We start from the raw sequence: 16,537 nt of genomic DNA, 5'->3' as shown, positions 1-16,537 counted from the left end.
GTCGGGTGGCGGGCGGGAATTACTGGCAGGCCTCGCAGGACTCGGGGTTCTCAAGGGAGCAGGCGACGGCATCCGGATCGGCCGACTGCTGGACGGGGATGGTGTTCTCGGGCCGGTTCGACGTCTGCGCCTGGCCCTGACCCTGTGCGGCGCGGGCGATGCGGGTCGCCGGGCGGGAGCGCAGGTAGTACGTGGTCTTCAGGCCCGACTTCCAGGCGTACGCGTACATCGAGGAGAGCTTGCCGATGGTCGGCGTCTCCAGGAACAGGTTGAGCGACTGGGACTGGTCCAGATACGGGGTGCGGGCGGCGGCCATGTCGATCAGACCGCGCTGCGGGATCTCCCAGGCCGTGCGGTACAGCGCCCGTACGTCGGCCGGGATCCACGCGAAGTCCTGCACCGAGCCGTTCGACTCGCGCAGCGCCTCACGGGTGCGGGCGTCCCAGACGCCCAGCTCCTTCAGGTCCTTCACCAGATACGAGTTGACCTGGAGGAACTCACCGGACAGCGTCTCGCGCTTGAACAGGTTGGACACCTGCGGCTCGATGCACTCGTACACACCGGCGATCGAGGCGATGGTGGCCGTCGGCGCGATGGCGAGGAGCAGGGAGTTGCGCAGGCCCGTCGTCGCGACGCGCTCACGCAGGGCCGCCCAGCGCTCCGGCCAGGTGGTCTCGACGCCGTAGTGGTCGGGGTGCAGCACGCCGCGCGCCGTACGGGTCTTCTCCCAGGCCGGCAGCGGGCCGGACCGCTCGGCGAGGTCGGCCGAGGCCTCGTACGCGGCGAGCATGACGCGCTCGGCGATCCGCGTCGACAGGGAGTTCGCCTCGGGGGAGTCGAAGGGCAGCCGCAGCTGGAAGAAGACGTCCTGCAGGCCCATCGCGCCGAGTCCGACCGGACGCCACTTCGCGTTGGAGCGGCCCGCCTGCTCGGTCGGGTAGAAGTTGATGTCGACCACGCGGTCGAGGAAGGTGACGGCGGTCCGGACGGTCGCGTCCAGCCGCGCCCAGTCCATGTCGCCCGCCGCCGGGTCGACGAACGCGCCCAGGTTCACCGAGCCCAGGTTGCAGACTGCCGTCTCCCCGTCGTTCGTGACCTCCAGGATCTCCGTGCAGAGGTTGGAGGAGTGGACGACATGGCCCGGCTCGGCCGTCTGGTTCGCCGTGCGGTTGGCCGCGTCCTTGAAGGTCATCCAGCCGTTGCCGGTCTGCGCGAGGGTGCGCATCATCCGGCCGTACAGGTCGCGCGCCGCGATGGTCTTCTTCGCCAGGCCGTCCGCCTCCGCTTTGCGGTACGCGGCCTCGAACTCCTCGCCCCACAGGTCGACCAGCTCGGGTACGTCGGAGGGGGAGAACAGCGACCACTGCTCGTCGGCGTTCACCCGGCGCATGAACTCGTCCGGGATCCAGTGCGCCAGGTTCAGGTTGTGCGTACGCCGGGCGTCCTCGCCCGTGTTGTCGCGCAGCTCCAGGAACTCCTCGATGTCGGAGTGCCAGGTCTCCAGGTAGACCGCGGCCGCGCCCTTGCGCCGGCCGCCCTGGTTCACGGCGGCGACCGAGGCGTCCAGCGTCTTCAGGAACGGCACGATGCCGTTGGAGTGCCCGTTGGTGCCCCGGATCAGCGAACCGCGCGCGCGGACGCGGGAGTACGACAGACCGATGCCGCCGGCGTGCTTCGAGAGGCGGGCCACCTGGTGGTAGCGGTCGTAGATGGAGTCCAGCTCGTCCAGCGGGGAGTCGAGGAGGTAGCAGGACGACATCTGGGGGTGTCGCGTGCCGGAGTTGAAGAGCGTGGGCGAGGAGGGGAGGTAGTCGAGGCGGCTCATGAGCCCGTACAGCGCGGCCACTTCGTCCAGGGCGCGGAGTCCCGCCTCCGGATCGGCTCCCGTGTCCTCGGCGAGACCGGCGGCGACCCGCAGCAGGAAGTGCTGGGGCGTCTCGACGACCTTGCGGGTGAGCGGGTGCCGGAGCAGATAGCGGCTGTGCAGGGTGCGCAGACCGAAGTAGCCGAAGCGGTCGTCCCCGGCCGGGTCGATCAGGGCGTCGAGACGCTCGGCGTGGGCGCGGACGAACTCGGCCGTGCGGTCGGCGACGAGGCCCTCCCGGTGGCCCACGGCGATGGACTCGGTGAACGTCGTGACACCCTGCGAGGCCGCCTCGGCGCGGATGCCGATGGCCAGCAGCCGGGCGGCCAGCTTCGAGTAGGCGGGGTCCTCGGCGATGAGGCCCGCGGCCGCCTCCGTGGCCAGCTCACGCAGCTCCGCGACCATCTCGGCGGAGGAGACACGCACCGACCGGCCGCGCAGCGCGGCGGCCGCGACCCGGCCGGGGTCGGCGTCGGGGAGGTCGGCGGTCAGCTCGGTCAGGGTCCGCAGCAACGCGGCACCGGGGCCGTCGGACTCCGCCGCCGGGTCGGCTGGAACCGGCTCGGCCGCGGCGATGTCTGACACCGGATCGGCTGGCGCGATGGTCACGTGGGGCTCTCCCTCGCTCGGCTGGGGGCCCTGCGGAGGGCAGGCGGCAGCACACGAGCGCACGGGGGCGTCGCGTCCACCGGCCCATTCCGCGAGGCCCGGACGTCAGGGCACCCGGACCGGACGGCCGGGCGCACTGTCGGCAGGTGTTCGGACTGAACAGGCGTGCGCGCATGGTGATGTGCACGCGCCCGTACACCGTTGCGGGACAGTTCCGGATTCACACCGGATTCCCCTGCGGCGACAGCGAGCATGAGCATACATCTAGTGCCGGGGCGCGGTGTCACCCCCACATGTTGTGTCGCCTTCGGTCTTGCAGGGTGTCAGAGCGTCAACTCGTAGGTGATGAGAGTGACGTCGAGGAGGTCGGGCAGGGGGTTCCAGTCGCGCTCCGGTGTGCGGGTGAAACCCAGGCGTTCGTAGATGCGATGGGCGGCCTGCATGCCGCGTTGGGTCGACAGCACGAGGCGCACACAGCCCTCCACGGCGCGGGCGCGCTCCACACAGGCCCGCACGAGCGCCTCGCCGGCACCGCGCCCGCGGGCCTCCGGGGAGACCGCGAGCATCCGTATCTCGGCCTCTCCCGCACGGGCGATGTCGGCCATGGGGCCGCCCGTGGGGACGAAGGTCACTCCGCCCAGCACCCGCTCGTCCGCGACCGCCACGAGCACGTCGGCGTCGGCGGCCCGCTTCGCCACGTCCCGCAGCTCGTCGAGGTACTGGTCGCTCTGCCCGAAGTCCAGCAGGCCGTCGCCGAGGTAGGCCTGGCCGGTGATCTCGCCGAGTGCGGCGTACTCGGCGGGAGCGGCGGTCCTGATGGTGATGTCCATGCGTCGCAGTGTGCACGAGCGACGGGTCGGCGGGGCTGCGGTTTTCCACAGGGAGCGCCGTCGGTCGGACAATCGGACCGCGCGTGTCCCGCCGGGCCGTTCGGGACCGGGGGGGTGACCCCAGGTCATTCGGGATCGCCGTTCGGGATCGCGCAGGTCGCGCCGCGCTGTTCGGGCTCTCCGGTGGAGATCGCGCAGGCCGCGTCAGGCCGTCGCCGGCCACCGGGGCAGCGTCGTCACGAAGTCCGCGGTGAAGTCACGGGTGCCCGGTCCCAGCGCGACCCGGCCGGTGGCCCGCAGGCGCGCCGTCAGCGCGGGGGACTCGGAGTAGCAGACGCGCCGGGCGGCGGTCGGCACGAACACCGTCTGGCCACGCGTGAGTTCGCTCGCGCACTCCACGACGACAGCCCCCTCCGCGGCCTCGACGAACGCCTCGTCGCCGCAGACGCCGACGGCCAGCGGATCGTGCAGCGGGCAGGTGCCGTCTCCGCCGTGGCGGGTGTAGGCGCCCATGTAGGTGCGCATCAGCCGGGCGGCGAGGGCCGTGCCGGGGCCCGCGGCCTCCAGCGCGGCGAGGTCCTCCGGGCGGAACAGCCAGCGGTGCGAGGCGTCCAGGTCGACCATGGTGAACGGGATGCCCGAGGAGAGCACGATCTCGGCGGCGTCCGGGTCGGCCCAGATGTTGAACTCGGCGACCGGGGTGAAATTGCCCGGGACCTGCGCGGCGCCGCCCATGAACACGAACTTGCGGACGCGGTGGGCGAAGTGCGGGTCCTCCAGCAGGGCGATGGCCACGTTGGTGAGGGGTCCGGTGGCGCACACGGTCAGCTCGCCCTCGTACTCCCTCGACAGGCGGAGCAGGGCCTGGGCGGAGGACTCCGTGGGGTGCGGGGCCGTGGAGTCGGGGAGGGTTTCGTCGCCGAGGCCGGCGCGGCCGTGGAAGGCGGAGGCCTCGCGGTAGGGGAGGCGGGAGAGGGGGCGGCCGGCGCCTCTGTGGACCGGGACGTGGGTGTCGATGCGTAGGGCTCGGGCGAGGGCGCGGGCGTTGGCGTACGTCGCTTCGGCGGGGAGGTTTCCGCCTGCCGAGGTGTACGCCTTGAGGTCCCAGAGGTCTGTTCCCAGGAGGTACTGGAGGGCTACGGCGTCGTCGATGCCGGGGTCGCTGTCCAGGACGATCGGGGGGCGAGCGGTCACTGTCCCAGCGTAGCGGGGTGTTTCTCGCCCCCGCCGCCCCTACCCGTCCCGTCCATGAGGGGCTGTGCCCCTTTGACCCCCACACGTCCGTCCGGTGGGGGTTCTCGCGCAGTTCCCCGCGCCCCTGAAAGAGGCGGGGCTGCGCCCCTGCCTTTTTTTCAGGGGCGCAACCCGGCTAGTGGCTCGTTCCCGCCGTCGCCGGAGGGAGTTCCACCTGGACTCCCGGGTCGCCGGCGTCTGCCGTGTAGTCCTGGGGGCGGGTCTCGTCGATGCCCTCGGGGGCCTTCGCGGCGCGCAGGGCGAAGGTGAGGACCACCGTGACCACGAGGTTGAGGACGAACGCCGTCAGACCGATGTAGCCGATCTCGCCGATGCCGGGGATCTCGGCGGACGAGCCGCCGAAGTGCTTCTGGGTCGGGGAGGCCACGCCGTACGCGGCGATCGTCCCGTACAGCATGCCGACCGCCCAGCCGGCGATGAGGGCCCAGCGGTGGAACCAGCGGGTGAAGAGACCGCCGACGAGGGCCGGGAAGGTCTGGAGGATCCAGATGCCGCCCAGGAGCTGGAAGTTGATGGCGACCGTCTTGTCCATGGTGAGGACGAAGGCCAGCGCACCCACCTTCACCAGCAGGGACACCAGCTTGGAGACCTTCGTCTCCTGCGCGGGCGTGGCGTCCGGTTTGATGAAGTCCTTGTAGATGTTGCGGGTGAAGAGGTTCGCCGCCGCGATGGACATGATCGCCGCGGGCACCAGCGCGCCGATGCCGATGGCGGCGAAGGCCACGCCCGCGAACCAGTCCGGGAACATCGTCTCGAACAGCTGCGGGATCGCCAGCTGGCCGTTCTGCACCTGGACGCCGGCCGCGATCGCCATGAAGCCCAGCAGCGCCAGCAGGCCCAGCATCAGGGAGTACAGCGGCAGGATCGTCGTGTTCCGGCGGATGACCTCGCGGCTCTTGGACGACAGCGTCGCCGTGATCGAGTGCGGGTACATGAAGAGCGCCAGCGCCGAGCCGAGGGCCAGCGTCGCGTACGTCCACTGGTTGGCGTCGCCCGGGACGAGCGCGCCGCGTGGCTTGTCGGTCGCCGGGTTGGTCTGGCTGTAGGCCTCGCCCGCCTTGGCGAAGATGTCGTCGAAGCCGCCGAGCTTGATCGGGATGTAGATGATCGCCACTGCGATGACGATGTAGATCAGGGTGTCCTTCACGAACGCGATCAGCGCGGGCGCCCGGAGGCCGGAGGAGTAGGTGTAGGCCGCCAGGACACCGAACGCGATCAGCAGGGGCAGGTCCTTGATGAACCAGTTGGTGTTCTCGCCGCCGCCGACGCCCATCACGTCCAGGACGGCCTGGATACCGACGAGTTGGAGGGCGATGTACGGCATCGTCGCGAGGATGCCGGTCAGCGCGACCGCCAGCGACAGGCCCTTCGAGCCGAAGCGGCCGCGGACGAAGTCCGAGGTCGTCACATAGCCGTGCTTGTGGGAGACCGACCACAGGCGGGGCAGGAACGTGAAGATCAGCGGATAGACCAGGATCGTGTAGGGCACCGCGAAGAAACCGGCCGCGCCCGCCGCGTAGATCGCCGCCGGCACGGCGACGAAGGTGTACGCGGTGTAGAGGTCGCCGCCCAGCAGGAACCAGGTGATCCAGGTGCCGAACGACCGGCCGCCGAGGCCCCATTCGTCGAGGCTGTGCTCGTTCTCGGCCTTGCGCCAGCGCGCGGCCAGGAAGCCCATGACCGTGACGGCCAGGAAGAAGAAGATGAAGACGGCGAGTGCCACGCCGTTCACGCCGTCCTTCACTTCGCGGCACCCCCGTCCTGGGACTCCGGGGACCGCTGGGGCTGCTGCGACTCGCCGGATTTCCGGGCGCGCTGGTCACGCTGCCACAGGACGTACGCGGTGGCGGTGAGCGCGGTGGAGATGAGCACCCAGGCCATCTGGTACCAGTAGAAGAAGGGGATGCCGATGAACACCGGGTCCGTCTTGGCGTACGAGCCGACCCAGAGCATCGCGACGAACGGGGCGAGCAGACACAGGGCGATGACCACCCTGACAGGTGTCACCGTCGGTGGTCCCGCTTCGGGTGCCGGCGGCCTCACTTCAGACGCTTCTGACATGTCCCGGTTCCGTCCCCTCGCCGATCACCACTGGGTCACCTTTGATCCCTCGCGCAACGCGCAGGAAATCTAAGGGACGGCTTCCGTCGTACGGAACCCCCTGTCCGGATATCGGATGCGGAGGTTCTGTGTTCAAGCCGGTGGTCCACCAGTGGTGAGACGGCGCTGGAGTTGGAGTCGGCAGGCCCCTCCGCGCGCGGGCGCCGAGCCGGGGAGGCCCCGAACGGGCTCAGTCCTGCGGTCGCTTGAGGCGGGCCACGAACTTGTACCGGTCGCCCCGGTACACGGAGCGCACCCACTCCACCGGCTGTCCGTCCTTGTCCAGCGAGTGCCGGGAGAGCATCAGCATCGGCAGGCCGACGTCCGTGCCCAGCAGGCCGGCCTCGCGCGGCGTGGCCAGCGAGGTCTCGATGGTCTCCTCGGCCTCGGCGAGATGGACGTCGTACACCTCGGCGAGCGCGGTGTAGAGGGAGGTGTACTTCACCAGCGACCTGCGCAGCGCCGGGAAGCGCTTGGCGCTCAGATGGGTCGTCTCGATCGCCATCGGCTCGCCGTTCGCCATGCGCAGCCGCTCGATGCGCAGCACCCGGCCGCCGGCGGTGATGTCGAGCTGTCCCGCGAGCGTGTCGTCCGCGGTGATGTAGCCGATGTCCAGCAGCTGCGAGGTGGGTTCGAGCCCCTGGGCGCGCATGTCCTCGGTGTAGGAGGTGAGTTGCAGCGCCTGGGAGACCTTCGGCTTGGCCACGAACGTGCCCTTGCCCTGGATGCGCTCCAACCGCCCCTCGACCACCAGCTCCTGCAGCGCCTGGCGCACGGTCGTGCGCGAGGTGTCGAACTCGGCTGCGAGGGTGCGCTCGGGCGGTACCGGGGTGCCGGGCGGAAGCGTCTCGGTCATGTCGAGCAGGTGCTTCTTCAGGCGGTAGTACTTGGGCACGCGTGCGGTACGGACGGCCGCCCCGTTCTCGTTCTCCGCACTGCTGACGTCGGTGCTCATGCTCCGCCTTCCCGGCTCCTCGTGGCGTGATCCCTCTGTATACCTCTGCGGGCCCCGCTGGTCTAGTCCACGGAAGGGTCTCCGGTGGTCCTCCCGGGGAAGGCGCAGTGGTCTACCCGAAGAGTGTGGCTCAGTCGCGCGGTTTTCGCTGCCTTATTACATAAAGGTTCCTGCATATGTAGGTCGCATAACGGCTGGTGAGAGGGGGTTCGAGCACCCTTGACACGGCGAATGGTCTGAGCCAAGCTCCGGCGTACTGGTCTACACCATTGGTCCAGGTCCTGGCCCCATGGGCGGTACGTCTGTCACCGCGGGGAGCAGGGGGGTTTGTGGCATCCCTGAGCAATGGCATCCCTGAGGAGGGTGGCGTGAAGAGGAAGCTGACGACCGCGATCTGTGTCGCGGGCATGATGGTCTCCATCGCGGCGTGCGGGGGCGGCGAGGACAAGAGCTCCGACACCGGGGCGGACACCAAGGAGCTGACGGTCTGGCTCACGGTCGACGCGCAGAACAACTGGCCGGAGCTGGTCAAGGCCGCCGACGCGGCGATCGAGAAGAAGCACCCCGGCATCACGATCACGCACGAGTACTACGGCTGGCCCGACAAGAACGCCAAGCTCGACGCCGTCCTCGCCACCGACAAGGCCCCCGACGTGGTCGAGATGGGCAACACGGAGATGCTCGCCTACATGGTCAAGGGCGCCTTCGCCCCCCTCGACCCGGCGAAGTTCGACAACTCCGGGGCCTGGCTGGACGGCCTCAAGGCCTCCGTCACCTACGAGGGCAAGACCTACGGCGTCCCGTACTACGCCGGTGGCCGCGTCGCCAACTGGCGCAAGGACGTCTTCGCCGCCGCGGGCGTCAAGTCCCCGCCGAAGACGTACGACGAGCTCACCGCCGCCCTCGACAAGGTCCAGAAGAAGCGGGGCGACAAGTTCAGCGCCTGGTACCAGCCCACCCGCGACTGGTACGCGGCCATGTCCTTCGTCTACGACGCCGGCGGCTCCATAGCCGTCGAGTCCGGCGGCAAGTGGAAGGCCAGCCTCTCCTCCCCGGAGTCCCTCAAGGGCCTGAACGAGTTCAAGAACGTCGTCGACACGTACATGCACGGCGACAAGACCAAGGACGAGTCCGACCGGTACATCGTCTACGGCCAGGGCAAGTCCGGCATGATCTTCGCCCCCGCCTGGGAGGGCGCGACCGCCGCGGCCAAGGAGAACGACAAGACCGGCAAGCTCGCCGGCAACGTCGAGAACTTCGTGCTGCCCGGCCCGTCCGGCAAGAACCTGCCCGTCTTCCTCGGCGGCAGTGACCTCGCCGTCCCGGTGAAGTCCGACGCGCAGACCGTCGCCGCCGAGTGGATCAACGCCTTCACCGGGCCCGCCGGTCAGAAGGGGCTGATGGAGAAGGGCAACCTGCCCAACAACAAGACCGACCTCGCCACGCTGAAGGACGACCCGGCGACGGCGGTCCCGGCCACCGCGGCCGAGTCCAACTGGTTCGTGCCGATGGCACCGGGCTGGGGCCAGGTCGAGAAGGCGCAGATCCTCCAGACGATGCTGCAGTCCATCGGCACCGGCAAGAAGTCGGTCGAGGAGGCCGCGAAGGACGCCGACGCCGAGATCGACAAGGTCATCAACAACGAGTGAGGTGACCTGCCGGTCGGGCCTGGCCGTGGTGGCCGGGCCCGGCCGGGGGTGCCGCACGGTTCGGCCGGTGGGGGACATCGGTCGGGCCGGTCGACGACATCGGTTCGGCCGGTGGGTGATCTAAGAAAGTGCCGCGACGGGGCCGGGTTCGGTGCCGGTGCGTTGTGGCTGGTCGCGCAGTTCCCCGGCCCCTTTCGGGGCGCAGCCCCTCGGGGAGGCTGCCTGGCCCCTCCTTCATCTGCTTAGGAGTGCGCGATGAGTGCCGCAGACACGACCGCCCCAGCGAAGGTGCCGCCCGTGCGGCCGGGGCCACCGCCACCGCCGGCGGCGCCGGAACGGCCGACCGGGAAGCGGACTTCCGGCGGGGCCGCCGTTCCCTGGGCCCTGCTGGCCCCCTGCCTGCTGATCCTCGCCGTCGTCCTCGGCTACCCGCTCGTCCGGCTCGTCACCCTGTCCTTCCAGGAGTTCGGCCAGTCGCAGCTCTGGGGGTTCAAGCCGGCGGAGTCGGTCGGCCTCGACAACTTCGCCAAGGTGCTCGGCGACAGCGAGTTCTGGGCGGTCGTCGTCCGGACCATCGTCTTCGCCGCCGCCTGCGTCGTCTTCACGATGGTCATCGGCATGGCGATCGCCCTGCTGCTCCAGCGGGTCTCCGGCTGGGTGAAGACGCTCATCAACATCGCGCTCGTGGCGAGTTGGGGCATGCCGATCATCGTGGCCACCACCGTCTTCAAGTGGCTCTTCGACTCCGACTACGGCATCTTCAACGCGCTCCTCAGCAAACTCCCCGGCGTCGACATGATCGGCCACAACTGGTTCGCCAGTGGACCCGAGGGCCTGGCCGTCATCACGCTGCTCGTGGTGTGGGGCGCGGTGCCGTTCGTCGTCATCACCCTGAGCGCCGGACTCACCCAGGTCCCCAAGGAGTTGGAGGAGGCCGCCCGTCTCGACGGCGCCGGCGCCTGGGGCGTCTTCCGCTACGTCACCCTGCCCATCCTCAAGCCCATCATCGTGATGCTCACGACCCTCTCCGTCATCTGGGACATGGGCGTCTTCCCGCAGGTCTTCGTGATGCGCAACGGCCACCCGGAGGCCGAGTTCCAACTGCTCACGACCTACTCGTACGACAAGGCGTTCGTGGTCAACGACTACGCGCAGGGCTCGGCGATCGCCCTGCTCACCGTGCTGCTGCTGCTCGGCGTGATCGGCGTCTACATGCGTCAGATGCTGAAGATCGGAGAAGTCGAATGAGCACCGCCACCGTCTCCGGTCCCCGGAGGAACACGAAGAGCCGCTCCGGCCCCCGGAAGTCCAGGCTCGGGTGGAACCTCCTCGGACTGTGCGTCTTCGTCACGGCCGGCTTCCCCGTCTACTGGATGCTGAACACGGCGTTCAAACCGGCGAAGGACGCCATCGACCCGGACCCGAGCCTGCTGCCGACCGCCGTGACCCTCTCCAACTTCAGCCGGGCGCTGAGCATCGCCGACTTCTGGGGACCGGTCGGCCGCAGCCTCATCGTGTCCCTGACCGTGGTCGTGATCGGCATCGTCGTCGGCATGCTGGCCGCCCTGGCCATCTCCCGCTTCGCCTTCCGCGGCCGGAAGGTCGTCATCGTCGGCATCCTGGCCGTGCAGATGGTCCCGCTGGTCGCCATGATCATCCCGGTCTTCCTGCTCCTGAACGACCTCGGGCAGTACGACCGCCTGACCGGTCTGATCATCACCTATCTGACCTTCATCCTCCCGTTCACCGTGTGGACGCTGCGCGGCTTCATCGTCAACATCCCGCGCGAACTGGAGGAGGCGGCCATGGTCGACGGCTGCTCCCGCACCACCGCCTTCATCCGCGTGGTGTTCCCGCTGCTCGCCCCGGGCATGGTGGCGACCTCCGTCTACGGCTTCATCCAGGCGTGGAACGAGTATCTGTACGCCCTGATGCTGATGAGCCAGCAGAACCAGACCGCGACCGTCTGGCTGGGCAACTTCACCACCAAACACGGCACCGAATACGCCCCGATGATGGCCGGCTCCACCATGATGGCCGTGCCGATCGTCGTCCTCTTCCTCCTCGTCCAGCGCAAGATGGCCGCGGGCCTCACCGCGGGCGCCGTGAAGGGATAACGAACCCTGATGTCACCGACGACGTTCGCCACCGGCTCCCCCGGTTCCCCGTCCGGACAGGACGCGCTCACCCGGGACGCCCTGACGGTCCTCCAGCCCGGCTTCACGGGCACCACCGCCCCCGACTGGCTGCTGCGCCGCCTCGGCGAGGGCCTCGCCTCCGTCGGTCTCTTCGGCCGCAACATCGTCTCGCCCGGACAGCTCGCCGCCCTGACCGCGCAGCTGCGCGCCGAGCACGAGGACGTCCTGGTCGCGATCGACGAGGAGGGCGGCGACGTCACCCGCCTGGAGGTCCGCACCGGCTCCTCCTTCCCGGGCAACCACGCCCTGGGCGCGGTCGACGACACCGACCTCACCCGGCAGGTCGCCTTCGCCCTGGGCCGCCGACTGGCGGAGTGCGGCGTCAACTTCAACTGGGCCCCGTCGGCGGACGTGAACGCCAACCCGTCCAACCCCGTCATCGGGGTCCGCTCCTTCGGCGCCGACCCCGGCCTGGTCGCCCGCCACACGGCCGCCTACGTCGGCGGCCTGCAGGCCGCGGGCGTCGCCGCCTGCACCAAGCACTTCCCGGGCCACGGCGACACCGCCGTCGACTCCCATCTCTCCCTGCCCCGCATCGACGCGGACCGCTCGCTGGTGGACACCCGGGACCTGGCCCCCTTTCGGGCCGCCATCGCCGCCGGGTCGCGCGCCATGATGAGCGCCCACATCCTGGTCCCGGTCCTGGACCCCGACCTCCCGGCAACGTTGTCCCGCTCCGTCCTCACCGGCCTCCTCCGCGACGAGCTGGGCTACGACGGCCTCATCGTCACCGACGGCATGGAGATGCGGGCGATCGCCGGCACCTACGGCATCGAACACGGCAGTGTCCTCGCCCTCGCCGCCGGCGCCGACGCCATCTGCGTCGGCGGCGGCCTCGCCGACGAGGAGACCGTCCTCCGCCTCCGCGACGCCCTCGTCACCGCCGTCCGCACCGGCGAACTGCCCGAGGAGCGTCTGGCGGACGCGGCGAACCGGGTCAGGGCTCTGGCGCGGTGGACGCGAGAGGCCGCCGCGGAAGCGGAAGGTGTCGACGGCACGTCGCCCGAGCCTCTCGGGCGGACGGGCCGAGCAGGTGGCACCGACCGCGTCGACGGGGGCATCGGCCTCGTGGCCGCCCGCCGCGCCCTGACGACGACGTTCACGCGGCCCTACCACCCGCCCACCCAACCCGTCTACGTCGCGGCCTTCACCCCGGTGGCGAACATCGCCGTGGGCGACGAGACCCCCTGGGGCGTCGGCGCGGAACTGGCCCGCCTCCTCCCCGGCACCGAGACGGGCACCTTCGCCGGCGACAGCGCCGGTGCCTCGGCCCTGGCGGTCGCGGGCACCCGTCGGATCGTCGCCGTCGTCCGCGACGAACACCGCCACCCCTGGATGACCGCCGCCCTGGACATCCTCCTCACCACCCGCCCCGACACCATCGTGGTCGAGATGGGCGTCCCCCAGTCCCCGCCCCGTGCCGCCCTCCACATCGCCACCCACGGCGCGGCGAGGGTCTGCGGCAGGGCGGCGGCGGAGGTCATCGCGGGCGGGCGCCGGAGGCGGGACATCGTCCCCTAGAGGCGGGACGTCGTGCCCCTTGAGGCGGGACACACCGACCCGCGCCCCCACCCCGCCCCGGGAAACACACCGGCGCCACAGCCCTCCTCCCCGGGCTGTGGCGCCTACGTGTACCCCCGGCCGCCCTAGATGCCCTGCCAGTCGGGCTTGTTGTCGTACGTGTGCCGGAAGTAGTCCGCGAGCTTCAGCTTCGACGCGGCGCCCTCGTCCACCACGACGGTCGCGTGGCGGTGGAGCTGCAGCGCCGACGCGGGGCACACCGCCGCCACCGGGCCCTCCACGGTCGCCGCGACGGCGTCCGCCTTGCCCTCGCCCGTGGCGAGCAGCACCAGGTGCCGGGCCTCCAGGATCGTGCCGATGCCCTGCGTGATGACGTGGTGCGGCACCTGGTCGATGTCGCCGTCGAAGAACCGCGCGTTGTCGATCCGGGTCTGTTCGGTGAGGGTCTTGATCCGCGTCCGGGACGCGAGCGACGAGCACGGTTCGTTGAACCCGATGTGCCCGTCGGTGCCTATACCGAGCACCTGCAGGTCCACACCCCCCGCCTCGGCCAGCGCCCTGTCGTACGCCGCGCTGGCCCCCGCCACGTCCTCGGCGGTGCCGTCGGGCCCCATGAACGCGTCCATCCCGAGCCCCAGCGGCTCCAGCACCTCCCGCCGCAGCACCGAGCGGTAGGACTCGGGGTGCTCGGCCGGCAGCCCCACGTATTCGTCGAGCTGGGCCACCCGTGCCCGGGAGACGTCCACGGAGCCCGAACGCACCTTCCGCGCCAGCGCCTCGTAGATGGGCAGCGGAGTCGACCCCGTGGCCACCCCGAGCAACGCGTCGGGCTTCCGCCGGAGCAACTCCGCCATCGCCTCGGCTATGAGCTCGCCACCCGCCTTGGCATCCGGAACGATGACAACTTCCACGCTGGCCTGCCGATCTGGAACGTAGGACTCAAGAGGACTCGACCGGTAACCCGCGGGTCAAGCACCTTTCATGTGGTGTAGACCAATCTAGCAGGGGTGACCCCCTCTCCACAGGGGGCGAGCGTGAGGCCCGTCACCGGCTCCGGCGGTGGCGTTCCGGCCCACCCCCGGACCGAAGCGGGCTACTCTGCCAGTGGACCGTCCGCGGATGTCGGGCAAGGGAACAACAACAAACATCCGTCAACGCATGGACACACGCAGTGGTCTAGTCAACAATGCGTGGTAGAGCATGTGATCGATCAGCGGCCCGCCGCCGGCGATCGCACGCGACGACAAGCCTCCGTCTTCCCCGCACAGGAAGGCGGACCGAGGACCCGGCGCTCTCTGCCCTGACTGCTCCGGATCCTCATCCTTCGGCCGACTGGGACCGCACACCCCACGGCCGATGTTGCTCCGGGCTGCGGTGCCGGGAGGGTTGAGGGTCCCTCTCAGGTGCCGCGGCCCGCGGGTGTTCCCGGGCTCGTACCGGCCACTCCAGCAGCCGTTTCCGGTCATCTCCGTACCGCCAGGTACGCTCGCACACGTGCCCTCCATGAACGAACTCGTCCGCCAGCACACCGCCCTCAGCGACTCCGACCTGGAGTGGCTGCACCTGCTGGTGTCGGAGTGGCAGTTGCTGTCCGACCTCTCCTTCGCCGACCTGGTCCTCTGGGTCCCCACGCGTGACGGCACCCGCTATGTCTCCGTGGCCCAGATGCGCCCCAACACCGGCCCCACCTCGTACCAGGACGACATGGTCGGCCATCTGGTCCCGCGCGGCCGGAGGCCCCTGCTCGACGCCGCGCACGACGAGGGCCGGATCGTCCGCGAGGGCGACCCGGAGTGGCGCGAGGAGGTGCCCGTACGGGTCGAGTCCATCCCCGTGCGCAGGGAGGGGCGCGTCCTCGGCGTCATCGCGCGCAACACCAATCTGCTGACCGTGCGGACCCCGAGCCGCCTGGAACTGACCTATCTCCAGAGCGCCTCCGACCTGGCCCAGATGATCGCCGCGGGCGCGTTCCCGTTCCCCGACCAGCAGGTCGACATGGACGCCTCGCCGCGCGTCGGCGACGGGCTGATCAGGCTCGACGCCGACGGCATCGTCCAGTACGCCTCCCCGAACGCCCTCTCCGCCTACCACCGCCTCGGCCTCGCCGCCGACCTGGTGGGCTGCCACCTCGGCCGTACGACCGCCGAACTCGCCCCTTCCCGGGGCCCGGTCGACGAGGCGCTCGCCAAGCTGGCGAGCGGGTGGGCGCCGCGCGAGTTCGAGATCGAGTCCAGCGACGGGGTGATCCAGTTCCGTGCGATCCCCCTCAAGCCCAAGGGCCCGCGCATCGGTTCGCTGGTGCTGCTGCGGGACGTGACCGAACTGCGGCGCCGCGAGCGCGAGTTGATCACCAAGGACGCGACCATCCGGGAGATCCACCACCGGGTGAAGAACAACCTCCAGACCGTGGCCGCCCTGTTGCGTCTCCAGGCCCGGCGCATCGAGTCCGAGCGTGGCCGGGAGGCCCTCGAAGAGGCCGTCCGACGGGTCGGGTCGATCGCGATCGTGCATGAGACGCTGTCCCAGAATCTGGACGAGCGGGTGGAGTTCGACGAGATCGCCGACCGGGTGCTCGCGATGGTCGCCGAGATCTCACCGGGTAAGGTCGCCGGCCGGCGCACCGGACGGTTCGGCATCCTCGATGCGGAGGTCGCCACCCCGCTGTCCATGGTCCTCACCGAGATCCTGCAGAACGCCCTCGAACACGGTTTCCGCGAGGGCGATACCGGCACGGTCGAGGTCTCGGCCGTCAGGGGCGGCACCTCCAAGGAGGCCCGGCTGCTCGTCACCGTCCAGGACGACGGCGTCGGCCTCCCCGAGGGCTTCGACCCGCACCGCTCGGGCAACCTCGGCCTGCAGATCGTACGGACCCTGGTGGAGGGGGAGTTGGGCGGCACCTTCGACATGGTCCCGGCGCCGGAGCGGGGCACCCAGGTCATCCTGGACATCCCGGTGCGCGCCCAGAAGTAGCGGGCGTACGGCGGCCGTACCGGTCGGGACACCACGGTCGTCGTATCCGTATCCGTAGCCGTAGCCGAGACAGCACCGAGCCCCGGACCATCATGTGGTCCGGGGCTCGGGCTCGTGGCTGATTAAGCGCACCGGGGGCACTGCGCGCTGCGGCTCGGGGGCGGGAGATGCGCACTCGCTGTGCGCGCCGCCAAGCTCAGGCTATTGCTGGGTGGGATGTCAGGCGGATGCCTGACGGGCCCGGTTGCGGGCGGCGCGGCGCTTCATGGCGCGGCGCTCGTCCTCGCTGAGACCACCCCAGACGCCGGAGTCCTGGCCGGACTCAAGCGCCCACTGCAGACACTGCTCGATAACCGGGCAGCGACGGCAGACAGCCTTGGCTTCCTCGATCTGCAGCAGCGCAGGACCGGTGTTGCCGATGGGGAAGAAGAGCTCGGGGTCTTCCTCGCGGCAAACGGCGTTGTGACGCCAGTCCATGGCTGCTACCTCTCCTTGGTATTACATGCACGTTAGCTTGTGAATGTGAACGCTTTCACGAATCCCTCAACAAGTGAAGGGCCGATCACCAGACGGACTGGTGTGGTCCT

The 16,537-nt window shown here is 70.0% G+C and carries 13 protein-coding genes and 1 riboswitch; of the genes, 5 read left to right on the top strand and 8 right to left on the bottom strand.

Annotation, left to right across the window (positions count from 1 at the left end; all coding sequences use genetic code 11):
* Window positions 1-19: 19 nt before the first annotated feature.
* The 6 genes from ACZ9QC_RS13320 to ACZ9QC_RS13295 all read right to left on the bottom strand — a co-directional run bounded on the left by ACZ9QC_RS13320 (window position 20) and on the right by ACZ9QC_RS13295 (window position 7,612).
* A complete protein-coding gene (locus ACZ9QC_RS13320; protein WP_472920343.1) occupies window positions 20-2,473 on the bottom strand; it encodes a ribonucleoside-diphosphate reductase subunit alpha in 2,454 nt (817 codons plus the stop codon).
* A gap of 124 nt (window positions 2,474-2,597) precedes the next feature.
* A riboswitch (cobalamin riboswitch) is annotated at window positions 2,598-2,733 on the bottom strand.
* A gap of 63 nt (window positions 2,734-2,796) precedes the next feature.
* Window positions 2,797-3,303: a GNAT family N-acetyltransferase gene (locus ACZ9QC_RS13315; protein WP_472920342.1), complete on the bottom strand. Its 507-nt coding sequence runs from the start codon at window positions 3,301-3,303 to the stop codon at window positions 2,797-2,799.
* Window positions 3,304-3,507: 204 nt separating this feature from the next.
* Window positions 3,508-4,497, bottom strand: coding sequence for a nucleoside hydrolase (locus ACZ9QC_RS13310; protein ID WP_472920341.1), 990 nt, complete (start codon window positions 4,495-4,497; stop codon window positions 3,508-3,510).
* Window positions 4,498-4,672: 175 nt separating this feature from the next.
* Window positions 4,673-6,301: a monocarboxylate uptake permease MctP gene (mctP, locus tag ACZ9QC_RS13305; protein WP_472920340.1), complete on the bottom strand. Its 1,629-nt coding sequence runs from the start codon at window positions 6,299-6,301 to the stop codon at window positions 4,673-4,675.
* Window positions 6,298-6,618 carry a DUF3311 domain-containing protein gene (locus tag ACZ9QC_RS13300; protein WP_472920339.1) on the bottom strand — a complete coding sequence of 107 codons (321 nt, stop codon included), beginning with the start codon at window positions 6,616-6,618 and terminating at the stop codon, window positions 6,298-6,300. The genes mctP and ACZ9QC_RS13300 overlap by 4 nt, the downstream gene beginning before the upstream one ends.
* Window positions 6,619-6,847: 229 nt before the next feature.
* Window positions 6,848-7,612, bottom strand: coding sequence for a GntR family transcriptional regulator (locus ACZ9QC_RS13295; protein WP_184899259.1), 765 nt, complete (start codon window positions 7,610-7,612; stop codon window positions 6,848-6,850).
* A gap of 368 nt (window positions 7,613-7,980) precedes the next feature.
* On the opposite strand from ACZ9QC_RS13295, the gene ACZ9QC_RS13290 reads away from it, so the two are divergent.
* From ACZ9QC_RS13290 to ACZ9QC_RS13275, 4 genes are all read left to right on the top strand, one after another.
* Entirely contained in the window at window positions 7,981-9,261 is a 1,281-nt protein-coding gene (locus tag ACZ9QC_RS13290; protein ID WP_472920338.1) for an extracellular solute-binding protein, read from the top strand.
* A 255-nt stretch (window positions 9,262-9,516) separates the two neighbouring features.
* Window positions 9,517-10,509: a carbohydrate ABC transporter permease gene (locus ACZ9QC_RS13285; RefSeq protein WP_472920337.1), complete on the top strand. Its 993-nt coding sequence runs from the start codon at window positions 9,517-9,519 to the stop codon at window positions 10,507-10,509.
* Window positions 10,506-11,378 (top strand): carbohydrate ABC transporter permease, encoded by an 873-nt coding sequence (locus ACZ9QC_RS13280; RefSeq protein WP_472920336.1) that lies wholly within the window; start codon window positions 10,506-10,508, stop codon window positions 11,376-11,378. The genes ACZ9QC_RS13285 and ACZ9QC_RS13280 overlap by 4 nt, the downstream gene beginning before the upstream one ends.
* Before the next feature lie 9 nt (window positions 11,379-11,387).
* Entirely contained in the window at window positions 11,388-12,980 is a 1,593-nt protein-coding gene (locus ACZ9QC_RS13275) for a glycoside hydrolase family 3 protein (RefSeq protein ID WP_472920335.1), read from the top strand.
* 125 nt (window positions 12,981-13,105) lie between these two features.
* On the opposite strand, the gene nagB is transcribed toward ACZ9QC_RS13275, so the two are convergent.
* Window positions 13,106-13,891: a glucosamine-6-phosphate deaminase gene (nagB, locus tag ACZ9QC_RS13270; protein WP_472920334.1), complete on the bottom strand. Its 786-nt coding sequence runs from the start codon at window positions 13,889-13,891 to the stop codon at window positions 13,106-13,108.
* 592 nt (window positions 13,892-14,483) lie between these two features.
* Here nagB and ACZ9QC_RS13265 point away from each other — a divergent pair.
* Window positions 14,484-15,950: a sensor histidine kinase gene (locus ACZ9QC_RS13265; RefSeq protein WP_184903667.1), complete on the top strand. Its 1,467-nt coding sequence runs from the start codon at window positions 14,484-14,486 to the stop codon at window positions 15,948-15,950.
* A gap of 219 nt (window positions 15,951-16,169) precedes the next feature.
* Here the strand turns inward: ACZ9QC_RS13265 and ACZ9QC_RS13260 are convergent, their stop codons facing one another.
* Window positions 16,170-16,427, bottom strand: coding sequence for a WhiB family transcriptional regulator (locus tag ACZ9QC_RS13260; protein WP_003992873.1), 258 nt, complete (start codon window positions 16,425-16,427; stop codon window positions 16,170-16,172).
* Between the last annotated feature and the right edge of the window lie 110 nt (window positions 16,428-16,537).

It is taken from the genome of Streptomyces sp. HUAS MS02 (genome assembly GCF_055702265.1).
Note: the sequence above shows the minus strand (reverse complement) of the source record. Positions and strands in the feature narration are given on the sequence as shown.